Below are 13828 nucleotides of genomic sequence, written 5' to 3' on the forward strand. Positions count from 1 at the left end.
TATTATCAATTAACAGCAATATAAGCTGGCAATTGAAATGAGCAAAAGGCTGAGTAATACTTTATTATTCAATTTTGAGTCTTTAGGGATTATGCCTATTCCTGTTATGACATAATTAGTAAGAATAAATAAGTTAAGAGTTAACGTACATTGAAAAGCTATATTGATAGTTCGCGTGTTAGGTGCTAGTATATTTATGAGATTTATTTTTGATCAAGCAAAGGGGGCTATAATGAAACTCGAAAAAAATGGGAGATTTTTTTGATCGTCGTTTAGATGGATATGAGGACCACCAACTTAATTGTATTGATTCAGCAAAGATATTTTATCCCTATACAGCATCGCAGCTGCCTATGGCTAAAGGCTGCAAAGTGCTTGATTTGGGCTGTGGGACAGGTCTGGAATTGAATGAATATTTCAAGGTTAATCCACATGCAGTAATAACAGGGATTGATTTGGCAAGTGGCATGTTAAAGGCTTTGAAGGCTAAATTTCCAGACAAACAGCTTACTCTTATCAATGGCTCATATTTTGAGGTTCCGTTTGGAGAAAATGTATATGACGCTGCTGTTTCTGTGGAATCTTTGCATCATTTCACTTTGGAACAGAAAATTCTGCTCTATAAAAAGCTGCATGGTTCTTTAAAAGAGGGCGGCTATTTCATTTTAACGGACTATATGGCGGAAAATGATAAGGAAGAAGAGAAGGGCTTTTTAGAGCTTTCCCGGCTGAAAAAAAGAATTAGGAATAAGTGACGCTGAATTCTATCACTATGATACGCCGCTTACAAGGGCGCATGAAACAGAAGCTTTGCTCTCCGGAGGATTTTCAAAAGTCGAATTTCTGAATAAATGGCATAGTACGAATATTCTGAAAGCATATAAATGAGTTTTCCTTTGGATTAGGATTATGGCATAATGAGAAGCCGATAAATAGAACATGCAAGAAGAGAATTATGGGCTTAAGATATGTAAAAGCTTATAAGAAAGATGCAGATTTGTTAATAAATTTTTATAATACCCTTTCCATGCAGACTATGTAAAGTATGGAGAGTGTCCTGCAACGGACTCGCTGAATGGAACTATAAATTTTCATAAAACTCCTGAAACATGACATGCTGTTGTCATGTTACCTATGGTACAATGAAAATATAGCGGACAATAGCCGCCAATATCGAAAGGAGCAAAGGCAATGGAAGAGAGATACTGCCAAAGCTGCGCCATGCCCATGGGCACGACTGACGAGATGCACGGGACCAACGCAGACAGGAGCAAGAGCGAGGATTACTGCAAGTATTGTTTTGAAAATGGGGCTTTTACGGCGAACTGCACTATGGATGAAATGATAGAGTTTTGCGTTCCTCACATGGCTGCCGCTAATTCAGGAATGAGCGCGGACGAAGCGAGGAAAATGATGCGCGGCTTTTTCCCCAGGCTTAAGCGTTGGAAACTAAACTAACGGCGGCGTGCATAGAATGGTTTCACTATGCACGCAAGCCATTTTCAAGGAGGATTAAACCGTGTCCAGACCCACAACAAAGCCTGATCTTATGGCAGCGGCAAACACGCAATTCGAAAAACTGTGGCAAATGATAGACTCCATGACGGAGGAGGAACAGAACGGGGAGTTCAATTTCAGAGACGATTTTCTGCAAAAGCAAAAAGAGGCGCATTGGAAGCGTGATAAAAATCTGCGCGACGTACTGATCCACTTGTACGAGTGGCACCAGTTATTGATGAATTGGATAAAAGCCAACAAAATAGGAGAGCATAAACCTTTTTTTGCCGGAGCCCTACAACTGGAAAACCTACCCGCAGATGAATGTCGGCTTTTGGGAGAAGCACCAAACGACAGCCTACGCGCAATCGCTTGATATGCTGAAAAAAAGCCATGCCGAAGTAATGGCTCTGATTGAAACATTCTCCAATGATGAATTATTTTCAAAAGAGTACTTCTCCTGGACGGGAACGAGTACGCTGGGCAGCTATTGCGTTTCAGCGACTTCAAGCCATTACGACTGGGCAATGAAGAAAATGAAACAGCACATCAAATCCCAAAGAGATTCAAAGTCCTAAGTATCAGACGGTCACCAGCCTCCGCAAAGCTCAAATATGAGCCTTGCGGAGGTTTTTAACCGAATCAAATAGCGAAGCGGATTGTGAATATCCGCTTAACATTTTGCGCACGGAATAAGTCTTTTTTTGATGCATATGTGACTTCCTCTATTTTCATAACAGTCCTCCCCGATATCACACTTTTTTTGTAAATATCACATTAACCAAAAAGGTATTAGCATATAATATCAAATTTCAAATATACAGTAGTCTGTTGAATCTCATACCAGGCAAGCCTTTGATTACATATAAAACCCTCCTGCTTATTAATTTGACTATTTTTTTCTGTATTGTTATAATATTATCGATTATAATTTAGTTATGATCAAAAACAGGTCTTCCCGATCCGTACATAACATGTCTGGTATTGAGCAGGAGGCCCCATTTTGACCATTTAAACTATAAAGATGAAAGAGGATTGCAATGCAAACTAAGACTGTTGTAGTAAATAATCATTCTAATATAAGAAAATTTCTTGAATTCGTTGAAATACGTACCAAGATCACAAGTCTGCTTCCGTTTCTCATGTCTCTGGCTTACTTATTTTACCGCAGGCAGCCGGTGAACATGGAGCGTACGCTTTTGTTTTTTTAGCTCCATGTTTTTGTTCGACTTAACGACAACTGCGATCAATAATTATATTGATACCAAAACGAACGGTCAGGAGCTGTCTTTTCCGCGAGGCACGGCGAAGCTTATTATTTACCTGTTGTTCAGTGTGAGCACTGCTTTGGGCCTTACTTTGGCGTACCGTACGGATCTGGTAGTGCTGCTGTTAGGCGGGCTGTGTTTTCTCTGCGGAGTGTTCTATACCTGGGGACCGGTTCCGATTTCCCGTTTACCCTTGGGAGAGATTTTTTTCAGGGCTGTTTTATGGTCTGTTTATCCCTTTTCTGATGCTTTATATGAACCTGCCGTCAGGAACGTTTCTGACATTAATGGTGGATTGGCATACGATTCGGTTCGACTTAAATATTGCGCCAACGTTTTCCCTGCTTTTGCTTTCAGCCGGTCCAATCTGTGCGACTGCCAACATTATGTTAGCTAATAATACCTGCGATCTGGAAAAGGATATTATGGTAGGGCGGTACACGCTTCCTTACTTTTTTTGGCAAAAATGCTCTGAATGTGTTTGCCGGATTGTATTATGTTACTTATTTGACATGGGCATTAGCTATTGCGCTTAGGATTTTGTCCCCTGTGTGTCTGCCGGCGCTGCTTACCATAATTCCAGTGCATAAGAACATCTGCCGCTTCAGAGCGGAACATATCAAAGAAAAGACCTTTATTCTTTCGGTCCAGAATTATATCATCATTGTGGGAGCGCAAACGCTGATGATCTTTTTAAGTGGTCTATTTATTTGACAGGAAACTGCACTCATGATCTTTTCTTCTAGTTAAACTTTTGAGTTTCTGACCGGAGCTTTGGCTCCGGTCAATTGTCTTGTTTTTCTGTTATTACAGCAATCGGTTTATCGAAGTTTATATCTTTTAATGATGCTTCAAAAGAAAAGCCGTATCCCTCTTTTTGGCATGTATTAGTGAAGCTTATGTCAGCCTCTTTTTGACCAGGCATGATTTCTTTTTTATATCTTAACCAAGTTTTAGTTGCAGCAATAACCGCATAATCTATAAAATCCTGAAATTCCTCTTTTTCACTAACTTCCGGCTTTAAATCCTGTTCTAAAACAAGAATTTCTTTTTGTGCAAGATTACGGTTTCATGCTTACTTATTACACAAGGACATAATAAGAATACTCCCCTAATATTTAGTCCCGCCTTTTACGTCAGCCGCAATGACAGATATCCGTCATAAGATTGTCCTACTAATAAGAAGCTTTCATCTTTAATAACCTCTTTAATAAAATTGGTCAAAAAAGCTAACATATCATCTGCATTTTTTATACTGGGATTCACCTTTGAACTGCCAAATCCAGGCAAATCAATATAAATCCTTCGGTAATTATCTAAAGAATCCATAATAGGTTCAACACATCCTGACATTGTCCTCTGGTCCTCTGGAAATCCATGTATACATAGTATTGGTTTTCCTGTGCCAAATTCTTTTTACACATCTACCCAATAATAAACAACCAGACAAATTCATTATACATCATATTACTGGAAAAGCCCCTAGCTATCAATATTAATCTTTCAATTACATAAGCCGAATACTAATTCATATGGTAGGCAGAATCCGGACCTATGCTATTTCATTTCCCATTGCTGATACTAACCATCATATACCTATCCATTCAAAATAAGTGAAGCAAATTGGATTTGTCTGCGGATTCATTGGAATGCTATACTTATCACATAAAGGAGGAAACCATGGATAACCGACTTTTAGAAATATTTCGTCTTGTCTGCCAAAGTAACCGTGAGTTTACCGTACGGGAGCTGGCACAGCAGTTTTCTGTAAGCAGCAGGACTATTTACAGTGATATAAAAAAATTAAATGAATTACTGGAGGCTTCCGGATATCCTGAAATCAATGCGGATAAGGGGAAGATGTTTTATAAATCACCGCTGATGATCGAATTTAAGAGCCTGATCCACTCAACCCGGCCTTTGTTCTGTCAAATCCCAGAATCCGGCGGCTGCGGATCACCACGTCCATCCTTTTATCCGGCGATCAGTTCACGGTGGATGACCTTTTAAAGGAACTTGACATTTCAAGAAACACCCTCATCGGTGATTTAAAGGAAGTAAGGGAAATGCTCAGCTTTCATTCCATTGCAGTTGAGGCCACTCCTTTTAAAGGGTACCGGGTTTCCGGAAAGGAACAAAACATCAGAAATCTTCTGATTCTATCCATCAGTGAAGATCCGCTGTTTTTTGAGGACAGGGCAGGCAAAGAAAATATGCAGATCCTGTATTCCTGTGAAGCCTTTCTCGATGATGTAGCCAGACGGCTTAATGTAGAACTAAGTGATGTATCATTTAACCGCATGCTGATCGCCTTTTATGTCACTTATGCAAGGATCTCTATTGGAAAAGCATTTACCGGGGGACCTAAGGATATTTTAACGAGAGAAGAAAAGGCTTTTGTGGAGCGGCATGAGGAAATCGAGGCAATATTCGGAAGGGAAGTATCCCTTGATGACTGCTTTTATCTGGCAAATAAGCTGGCAGAAGCATCTGTCGTCAAATCCGAGGAGCTGCTGTCTGAAAAATGGCTGCCTTTTAATCTGGTAACAAACCAGTTTATCGATGCCGTGGCACAGGAATACCCCTTTGAAGCCTTTCGCAACGATTCCAAGCTTTATGAGGGACTGCTTAATCATCTGCGTCCTGCCTATAAGCGGGCTTGGGCTGGGGAATGGGCGGAAAATCCGTTATTGAGCTATGTTTTAGAAAACTTCTTCCAGCTTAACAAGGCGGTGGAAAAGGGTGTAAAGGTGCTTGAAGAAAAGCTTAAAGTGCATTTTAACGAGCATGAAATATCTTACTTCACATTGTTTTTTTGCTTCGGTAATAGAAAGGAATGAAAAACAGATCCGCAGGACGCCCAATGTCATCATTGTCTGCAATGCAGGGATCAGCACTTCTGAGATATTAAAAAGCAGGCTGCAGGCCATTTTCCATGTGAATATATTGGGAACATTCAGCGTGAGAAATGCGTCACTGTGGCTGAAGGAGCGCACTCCGGACCTGATCATATCAACGGTGCCTTTTAAATGGAAGGACACGAAGGTGCTGAAAGTTAGCCCTTATTTATCGGATTATGACATAAAGGAAATACAGAGCCAATTATCGTTTCTCACCGCCCGGATCCATATGTCTGAGGTAATGAACATTATTGGCAGATATGCAGAGATCGAGGATCAAAAGCTGGCGCCTTTAAAAAAATGAATTGAGTATATATTTGGGAATTACAGAAAATTCGGAACCAAAGAAAGGAATTTATCAACCGATGTTAAAAGAAATTTTGACCACAGATTTAATTAAAGCAAAGTTTGAGGCAGCCAGCCGGGATGAAGCCGTTAAGGAAAGCGGCAGGCTCCTTGTGGACAAGGGGCTGGCAGATGAGTCTTATATCCAGGCAATGCTTAAAAATGTTGAGGTGAACGGAACCTATATTGTAATCTCACCAGGAATCGCCATGCCCCATGCCAGACCTGAGGAAGGTGCCCTGGATATCGGCCTTAGCATTGTAACATTAAAGGAACCCGTTGTATTCGGACATCCGAAAAATGACCCGGTTAAAATCGTGGTGGGCCTTTGTGCCATTGACCATCAGTCTCATTTAAAAGCGCTTACTGAGCTTGCGGACATTTTAATGGACGAAAAAAAAGGTAAAGGAAATAACCAGTGCAGATTCTGCAGAGGAAATATTACAGATCATAAAGGGGGATTCATTATGTTAAAAATAGTTACAGTATGTGGTGCAGGAGTGGGAAGCTCCATGATGCTTCGCCTGTTTACCCAGCAGATTCTTGAAGCTGAAAAGATTGAAGCAACCGTGGATGCTTCTGATATTGGTTCCGTCAGCCCGGATTTTTATGATATTTTAATCACAACTTCAGATTTTGCCGATGTTTTAAGAGATTCTAAGGCGCACATTATCCGGATTGACAACATGATGGATAAGCAGTATTTAAAAGAACAGCTTCTTGAAGCAATAAACAAGAGATAATGGGAAGGCTGATGGCGGCCTTAGAAGGGAGAGAAAAATGGGAGTAGTAATGTATTTGATTAATAATGTTTTCAGCCAGGCTGTTTTCATTATAGGAATTGTTGTGATCGCCGGTATGGCTGCCCAGAAGAAAACCTGGGATCAGATCCTTCCCAGCGTGATCAAGACCATGATCGGCTTTACCATGATCAATGTAGGAGGGCAGACCCTTGGTATGTCTCTGCTGCCTTTGCAGGGAATGATCTCAAAGATATTCCATATGCCGGCTGTGTCAGTGGATATCGGTGCGGCCCAAAGCGAAAGTCTTTCCGGGATTGGTACGGAAATGGCATTGATCTTTGCACTTGGTTTTGTTGTGAACCTTTTGCTGGCAAGATTTACGCGCTTTAAATATGTGCATTTGTCAGCTCATGTATCATTCTTTTATGCCGGTTTGATTGCGGCGCTGTTAAAGTTCGGAACAAATCTGTCCTTTGTGCCTCTGGTAATAACCGGTTCTATTTTATTAGGACTTTATATGACCTTTTCCTGTGCCTATGTGGCAGTATTTATGAAGGAAGTAAAGGGAGGAGAGGGCTTTACCCTTGCTCATTCCAGTTCCATTGGTATCCTGATTTCTTCCCTGCTGGCCAAAACCTTTGGGAACAAGGAAAATGACCTTGAAAACATAAATGTACCTAAAAGGCTTAACTTCTTAAGGGAGATGACCATTTCCCTGACCATTGTTATGACGATTCTATTTTTGGTCATAAGCCTGATTTCCGGCCCGGCCTGGGTGCGTGAAAATATTACAGCCGGACAGGATATTGTTGTATTCAGCTTTTTACGGGGCTTATCTTTCGGTATGTGGATCACGGTTATTATAACCGGTGTAAGGATGATGCTTTCTGAGATCATTTCCGCATTCCATGGTATTGCCAATAAGATCATACCAAATTCCGTACCGGGACTTGATATCCCTCTGCTTTTTCCCAATTATCCTAACTCTGTGATATTGGGCTTCCTGACCAGCCTGATTGCCGGCCTGATCGGTATGATGATCCTTGGATTTGTCAATTATCCGGTTGTGGTATTCCCGGCCCTGATCCCCACCTTTTTCACTGGTGCGGTAACAGCCATCTTCGGTAATGCCCATGGCGGACGCAGGGGTGCGATCATAGGCTCCTTTGTAAATGGTTTGATCCTTATTTTCGGACAGGCTCTGCTGCTTCCCATGATCGGGACTTATGCGCCTATCATGCGTATTTTAAGTGAGACAGATTATTCCTTCTACGGTCCGATCTTAGGCTGGGTACTTAAGCTGTTTGGAGGCATATAATGAAAAATCTTGTGTTTTATCTTACTTTGCATTATCCGGACAGGGAAACTTTTTTTTCAGATCCTGGAATTATTGGATAAGGAAAAGGCGGGGTATGTTGAAATCGGCATACCGGTTTCCAATCCTTATATAGACGGAGCCGTAATTGGGCAGACGCATACGGAAGTTCTGGAGCAAAAAAATAAGTTCAGGTGATGTGATACACACGCTGGAAGAAATCCGCAGCCGTTTTGCTTTTAAAGTTGTGTTAATGACTTATAAGGAAGGGGTAGAGCATTTTCACCTTTCTGATGTGCCAAAAGATTTATATGACGGTTTTCTCTGTGTGGATGGAGAATATCCAGCCGGGGCTTTTCCTAACCAGATTGCTGTGCTGGGACAGTCTCTTGACGGAGAAGGCCTGGCAAAGGCTCTTGAGCATAATGCGCTGTTTGCCTATATCGTTTCCGGGGAAGGAAAAACAGGCTCTTTTGATAAGCTTCCCAGGTCGTACATTGAAGTTGTAAAAAAAGGTAAAATCTGTTTCAAAGATACCGGCCTACGTAGGCTTTGGGGTAAAATCCGCTGAGGACGTGAAGGAAGTCATGAAAAACGGTGCTGACGGCGCATCATAGGTACTGAGTTCATAAAGCGTTACCAGGCTGGGGGCATGGATGCTTTAAATGCCTATCTGAAACAGCTGAAAAAGGCGGACGCATAAGCTGGCTCCAATCTGCTTAAAATGACAAGGGGAGTGTTATAATATAGCAGAGAAGAGGACAGGCATGATTTGATATCCAGCCTGGCGCTGTCTTCATAATAATGATACACAAAAAGACAGAGGCTGTAATATGGCCTTGTTAAAAGCAATAAACGAAAAATAAGTCTTGATTGGCCTGAAAAGTCAATTTCAAGGCTTATTTTTATTTCAGCCATTATTGTGTATCTATCATAATTTTTTCAGATATCCAACTATGAAAAATATACACTCTAATAGGATTGATGTCTTATGTTTTATGGACTTTTACAAAGCTTATCATTTCTGTTTTATATAAAATTACCATAAAAATAAAAATATATATGAAAAAAATATAAAAACATCCAATGAATGATTGCCAAATAACAAAAAATATGTTAAGTTAATAGTATAAAATGTAAGCTAACAAATAACTTGTAAAAGGAGGCAGCTGTGGCAGGTAAAAAAAACGGTATCCATGCAGAATATCGCGGATGAGCTGGGAATCAGCAAGGTGACGGTTTCCAAGGCTTTGAATGGAAAAGATGGTGTAAGTGAGGAATTGAAGGAGAAAATCTACCAGGCGGCCCAGCAGAAGGGTTACATTTTGCCCAGCTACGGGCAGAGGAAAACAAGAAAAGCAGGCATTATTATGAGCAGCCGATTTTCGACCCTGTCGGACAGCGGGAAATTTTACATGGGAATGTATGAAAAGATCATCAATGAGCTTAGAAAAATTTCCTGTTCCGGTGTCATGATTACCCCTGATAAGGAGAGCATTGCAGAGGATTTGGAAACCATTGAAAAAAAGGGGATGTTTGATGGGTTGATTCTTTTGGGAATTCTGGATAAGGAAGTCAGGGACAGGGTGGATGCGGTTCCTTTGCCTAAGGTATACGTAGATGTGTATGATGAAACCCATAAGTCCGATTCCGTAGTGACAGAAAATATTTACAGCACTTATGAAATGACTCAATACCTGGTGCAAATGGGGCACAGGGAAATCGGGTTCGTGGGTACGGTGGGAGCAACCACCAGCATTACGGACCGTTATCTGGGATATAAGCGGGCTTTGATTGAACAAAAACTTCCTAATATTGCGGAATGGGAGATACCGGACCGGACAATGAAAGGGGAGGCGGTGGAAATAAAGCTCCCTTCCACGCTACCGGGAGCCTTTATCTGCAACTGCGATGAAACAGCTTTCCGTCTGGTCAAAGCCTTAAAAGAAAGAGGGCTTATAGTTCCGGATGATGTTTCTGTTGTGGGCTTTGATAACGATATTTATGCAGAGCTTTGTGAACCCAGGCTGACGACAGTTGCGGTGAACATGGAAGAAATAGGCAAAATGGTAGCAAAAAGGTTTGCAATAAATATGGAACACCCGCTCAAAAAAAGAAGGGGAGATCTACAGGGTGGAAGGGAGGAGTGTTTTCAGGGATTCCGTAAGGGATTTAAAGGGCAAAGGAAAAAAAGTAATATTTGATTGTAGTAAAAAGGAGGGGAACAAGTGAGAAAAAAAGACAATTCCAAAGAAAAGAGAGGGAAGGCGGTGGAGCAGAAACGATACGGAACTTTCCTTACTGGCGCTGCCTGCGGTGGCATGGTATGTACTTTTCAGCTTTCTTCCCATGTTCGGGCTTGTGATTGCATTTAAAAATTACAAGGTTACGGGAGGAAAAAGCTTTCTTTACAATGTAGTTCACAGTGAGTGGGCGGGATTTAAGAATTTTGAATTCTTAATAAAATCAAATGATCTTTTTGTCATACTTCGCAATACCATTTGTTATAACCTGGTATTTATTGTGTTGGGGATGACGCTTTCCGTCAGCCTGGCGATTATGATCAGCCTGCTTCACAGCAAAAGGAAATCCAAGGTTTACCAGACCCTGATGTTTTTTTCCGTATTTTATGTCATGGGTGGTTGCTGCTTATTTTCTGGACGCATTTTTGAACCAGGATAACGGATTGATAAACGGAATATTAAAGGATTTGGGCAGGGCACCTGTCCAATGGTATATGAAACCGGAAATGTGGCCGTTTATTTTGGTTTTTATGTACTTATGGAAATCCTGCGGTTACAATATGGTGATTTACTTATCCGCCATTACCGGCATCGACACCACTCTTTATGAGGCGGCTGTGGTGGATGGGGCAGGCAAGGGGCAGCAGGTATGGTATATTACACTGCCTTGTTTGAAAAATGTGATTCTTATGATGTTCATATTAAACGTGGGGAAGATTTTTTATTCGGATTTTGGGTTGTTTTACCAGCTTTCCCAGGGGGCAGGAGGTTCTATCTTCAATACCACGGCAACCATTGATACATACGTATTTAATGCTCTTCAATTTTCCACACCCATTGGGATGACGTCTGCAGCCACCTTTTTTTCAATCTGTGTCATGCTGTATTACAATTCTTGCGGCCAATGCTCTCATAAAAAAAGATTGACTCCAGCAGTGCTATATTATAAAAAGGAAAAGATGTTTTTATATCGGATGGACGGCAGCAGAGAACTCTGCCTTTTATCAGAAGCGCATTGCATCTTCTGATAAGCCATATTTATAGGAGGTAAAAACGATGGGAAAGAACAGAAGGGAAGAAGAGGACGGATTCGGTTTGAACCGGATACCAGTAAAGGTAAACGCGCTTTTTCATGGGATTTTTATTTTGGTGACTGGTTTATGCATCATTCCTATGATATTTGTATTTATAATTTCCATTTCCTCTGAACAGTCTATTAAGATGAACGGGTACCGCTTTTGGCCGGAAGCGTTTTCTCTGGAAGCCTATAGGTTTTTATTGCGGGAAGGGAAAATGATTCTGCACGCTTTAGGAGTTTCCTGCTTTGTTACGGTGGTGGGGGCGGTGGTGGGAGTGCTGCTTACAACCTTGATGGGGTATGTGCTTTCACGAAGGGAATACAGGCTAAACGGGTTTTGCACCATGATTGTGTTTATTCCGATGATTTTTAATGGGGGAATGATTTCTTCTTATGTGGTGAATACCCAGTTTTTGCACTTGAAAAACTCCATATGGGCTTTGATTTTGCCTTTGTGTGTTTCGTCCTTTAACGTAATCATATGCAAGACATTTTTCAGGATCAATATTCCGGATTCTGTGATTGAATCGGCGCAAATGGACGGCGCGTCTCATTTTACCATCTTCGGAAGGATCGCGCTGCCTTTGTCAAAGCCTTTGATTGCCACTGTAGCTTTGTTTCTGACTTTTGGCTTTTGGAATGACTGGTTTCAGTCTTCCTTGTACATTACCAATACAAAACTGTTTTCCCTGCAGGCCCTTTTGGACCATGTGCAGAGAAATATTGCAATGATGGCAAATAATCCTTCTATGGGAGTGAACTTAAAACAGTACATGAATACCATGCCCAAGGAAGGCGCAAGAATGGCAATGGCAATGATTATCATCGTGCCGATTGCCTGTACCTATCCGTTTTTCCAGAGATATTTTATCTCCGGGCTTACGGTGGGAGCAGTGAAAGGATAATTGAAACTATTATCAATATATAGACAAGGAGAACAGGTTCTATGAAAAAGAAAACACTGATTGGAATGGCATGTGTAATGGGAATGGTTCTTTTGGCAGGCTGCCAAAGTGCCGGTACGAAAGGCGGGGCGGAAGAAACCAAAGTGTTGGAAAAATCCAGCAACGAAGATACGGTGACTTTAAAATGGATCCAGGTAGGTAATGGAATGCCTGACAATTACGATGCCTGGCTGGCACAAATCAACCCCTATCTGGAGGAAAAAATAGGCGTCAACCTGGAGGTGGAAATAGTGCCATGGGGTGATTGGGACAACCGCCGCAGTGTGATTGTAAACTCGGGAGAATACTTTGATATTCTTTTTACGGATCAGACAAGATACAATGCGGAAGCAGCCACAGGAGCCCTTTATGATATGACGGATCTTCTGAAAACCAAGGCTCCCCAGCTCTATGACATGATTCCGGAGGACTACTGGCGGGCTGCTTCCATCGGAGGGAAAATATACGCGGTTCCTACATATAAGGATAGTTCTGTCACTGAGTATTTTATATGGGATAAAACAAAGGCAGATCAATACGGTATTGATATCCAGGAAGTGAACAGCTTTGAGACGCTCCATGAAGCTCTTAAAAAAATGAAGGCTGGCGGGGAAAAGACGCCTTATTTCATGTCCAAGTCAGGGGCGGACTTCCTTGTGAAGGATTATTATGACCAGTTAGGCTCCGGGCTTTCCGCTTTGGGAATCCGTTATGACGACAATACCAAAACCGTGGTAAATCCCATGGAACAGGAAGATGTATTAAAACAGCTTGATATTGTTCATAAAATGTATCAGGAAGGGATTATTAACGGAGATGCGCCTACTGCAGACGATTCCAACAAATACAGAACCTTTTTCACCTGTCAGGGCTGGAGCGGAGCAGCAGCATCTACCTGGGGGCCCATCAATGGAATTGATAATTGTGTGGCAGTGCAGTACGGGAATACGGTAGTTTCCAATACTTCGGTGCGCGGCTCTTTAAACGCTGTTTACTCCGGCTGTAAATATCCGGAAAAGGCCATTTTGTTCCTGCAGCTGGTGAATACAGATTCTAAGGTACGGGATCTTTTGTATTACGGGGTGGAAGGAGAGAATTTTTTTATACACACAGGACGGAAAAGTAGACAAAAAGAATTCAGACTGGAGTATGGCAGGCTATACCCAGGGTACCTTCTTCCAGGTTTCCCAGCTTGCTACCGATGAGTTTAACCAGTGGGACGAGGTAAGGGAGTTAAATGCCGGCGCTTCCCCTTCGGTTATGTTAGGTTTTGACATGGATACCAGCAGCGTGGAAACGGAGCTGGCCAGCTGCAGGGCGGTCTACGAGAAATACAGGGCAGAGTTTTTTACTGGAGCCAGAGAACCGCGGGAATTAATAGAAGTGATAAAAAAAGGAGCTTTCTGCCGCAGGCTGGGAAAGAATCAGAGAGGAAGCTCAAAAACAGGTGGATGACTGGAAATAGGAGCGAGGAAAGCTTATGTGGTTTATCGAT

18 protein-coding genes are annotated in these 13828 nt (G+C 41.8%); 17 read left to right on the forward strand and 1 reads right to left on the reverse strand.

The features are described from left to right. Positions 1–248: 248 nt before the first annotated feature. The 5 genes from JCM10519_RS07720 to JCM10519_RS27620 all read left to right on the forward strand — a co-directional run bounded on the left by JCM10519_RS07720 (position 249) and on the right by JCM10519_RS27620 (position 2708). Positions 249–755 carry a class I SAM-dependent methyltransferase gene (locus tag JCM10519_RS07720; RefSeq protein WP_347843503.1) on the forward strand — a complete coding sequence of 169 codons (507 nt, stop codon included), beginning with the start codon at positions 249–251 and terminating at the stop codon, positions 753–755. A 436-nt stretch (positions 756–1191) separates the two neighbouring features. After that, positions 1192–1458, forward strand: a complete 267-nt coding sequence (locus JCM10519_RS07725) for a zinc ribbon domain-containing protein (protein WP_054738468.1) — start codon at positions 1192–1194, stop codon at positions 1456–1458. 61 nt (positions 1459–1519) lie between these two features. Beyond that, positions 1520–1873 carry a ClbS/DfsB family four-helix bundle protein gene (locus tag JCM10519_RS27610; protein ID WP_347843504.1) on the forward strand — a complete coding sequence of 118 codons (354 nt, stop codon included), beginning with the start codon at positions 1520–1522 and terminating at the stop codon, positions 1871–1873. Continuing rightward, positions 1818–2075 carry a ClbS/DfsB family four-helix bundle protein gene (locus JCM10519_RS27615; protein ID WP_347843505.1) on the forward strand — a complete coding sequence of 86 codons (258 nt, stop codon included), beginning with the start codon at positions 1818–1820 and terminating at the stop codon, positions 2073–2075. The genes JCM10519_RS27610 and JCM10519_RS27615 overlap by 56 nt, the downstream gene beginning before the upstream one ends. A 462-nt stretch (positions 2076–2537) precedes the next feature. Then, positions 2538–2708, forward strand: a complete 171-nt coding sequence (locus JCM10519_RS27620) for a hypothetical protein (RefSeq protein ID WP_347843506.1) — start codon at positions 2538–2540, stop codon at positions 2706–2708. A gap of 1188 nt (positions 2709–3896) precedes the next feature. Here the strand turns inward: JCM10519_RS27620 and JCM10519_RS07740 are convergent. Further along, entirely contained in the window at positions 3897–4157 is a 261-nt protein-coding gene (locus JCM10519_RS07740; RefSeq protein ID WP_347843680.1) for an alpha/beta hydrolase, read from the reverse strand. A 288-nt stretch (positions 4158–4445) separates the two neighbouring features. Here JCM10519_RS07740 and JCM10519_RS07745 point away from each other — a divergent pair, with 288 nt between their 5' ends. From JCM10519_RS07745 to JCM10519_RS27640, 12 genes are all read left to right on the forward strand, one after another. Then, the gene (locus tag JCM10519_RS07745) at positions 4446–4775 is read left to right on the forward strand and encodes an HTH domain-containing protein (protein WP_054738470.1); all 330 of its coding nucleotides are present in this window, start codon (positions 4446–4448) and stop codon (positions 4773–4775) included. Next, on the forward strand, positions 4760–5605 hold the full coding sequence (locus JCM10519_RS07750) for a PRD domain-containing protein (RefSeq protein ID WP_054738471.1): 846 nt from the start codon (positions 4760–4762) through the stop codon (positions 5603–5605). Before JCM10519_RS07745 ends, JCM10519_RS07750 begins: the two co-directional genes overlap by 16 nt. Then, on the forward strand, positions 5553–5969 hold the full coding sequence (locus JCM10519_RS07755; protein WP_054738472.1) for a hypothetical protein: 417 nt from the start codon (positions 5553–5555) through the stop codon (positions 5967–5969). Before JCM10519_RS07750 ends, JCM10519_RS07755 begins: the two co-directional genes overlap by 53 nt. Before the next feature lie 61 nt (positions 5970–6030). Beyond that, on the forward strand, positions 6031–6753 hold the full coding sequence (locus JCM10519_RS27625; protein WP_347843507.1) for a PTS sugar transporter subunit IIA: 723 nt from the start codon (positions 6031–6033) through the stop codon (positions 6751–6753). Between the two features lie 37 nt (positions 6754–6790). After that, on the forward strand, positions 6791–8071 hold the full coding sequence (locus JCM10519_RS07770; protein WP_054738474.1) for a PTS transporter subunit IIC: 1281 nt from the start codon (positions 6791–6793) through the stop codon (positions 8069–8071). 145 nt (positions 8072–8216) lie between these two features. After that, positions 8217–8639, forward strand: coding sequence for a hypothetical protein (locus tag JCM10519_RS07780; RefSeq protein WP_347843508.1), 423 nt, complete (start codon positions 8217–8219; stop codon positions 8637–8639). A 625-nt stretch (positions 8640–9264) separates the two neighbouring features. Further along, the gene (locus JCM10519_RS07790; protein ID WP_347843509.1) at positions 9265–10272 is read left to right on the forward strand and encodes a LacI family DNA-binding transcriptional regulator; all 1008 of its coding nucleotides are present in this window, start codon (positions 9265–9267) and stop codon (positions 10270–10272) included. A gap of 112 nt (positions 10273–10384) precedes the next feature. Continuing rightward, positions 10385–10750 (forward strand): hypothetical protein, encoded by a 366-nt coding sequence (locus JCM10519_RS27630; RefSeq protein WP_347843510.1) that lies wholly within the window; start codon positions 10385–10387, stop codon positions 10748–10750. Between the two features lie 4 nt (positions 10751–10754). Continuing rightward, positions 10755–11339 (forward strand): ABC transporter permease subunit, encoded by a 585-nt coding sequence (locus tag JCM10519_RS27635; RefSeq protein WP_347843511.1) that lies wholly within the window; start codon positions 10755–10757, stop codon positions 11337–11339. A 28-nt stretch (positions 11340–11367) separates the two neighbouring features. Continuing rightward, a complete protein-coding gene (locus JCM10519_RS07800; RefSeq protein WP_054738478.1) occupies positions 11368–12294 on the forward strand; it encodes an ABC transporter permease subunit in 927 nt (308 codons plus the stop codon). Positions 12295–12335: 41 nt separating this feature from the next. Continuing rightward, on the forward strand, positions 12336–13538 hold the full coding sequence (locus JCM10519_RS07805) for an extracellular solute-binding protein (RefSeq protein WP_347843512.1): 1203 nt from the start codon (positions 12336–12338) through the stop codon (positions 13536–13538). Further along, entirely contained in the window at positions 13483–13788 is a 306-nt protein-coding gene (locus JCM10519_RS27640; protein ID WP_347843513.1) for a DUF3502 domain-containing protein, read from the forward strand. The genes JCM10519_RS07805 and JCM10519_RS27640 overlap by 56 nt, the downstream gene beginning before the upstream one ends. Positions 13789–13828: the final 40 nt, after the last annotated feature.

It is taken from the genome of Clostridium sp. NkU-1 (assembly GCA_001312405.1).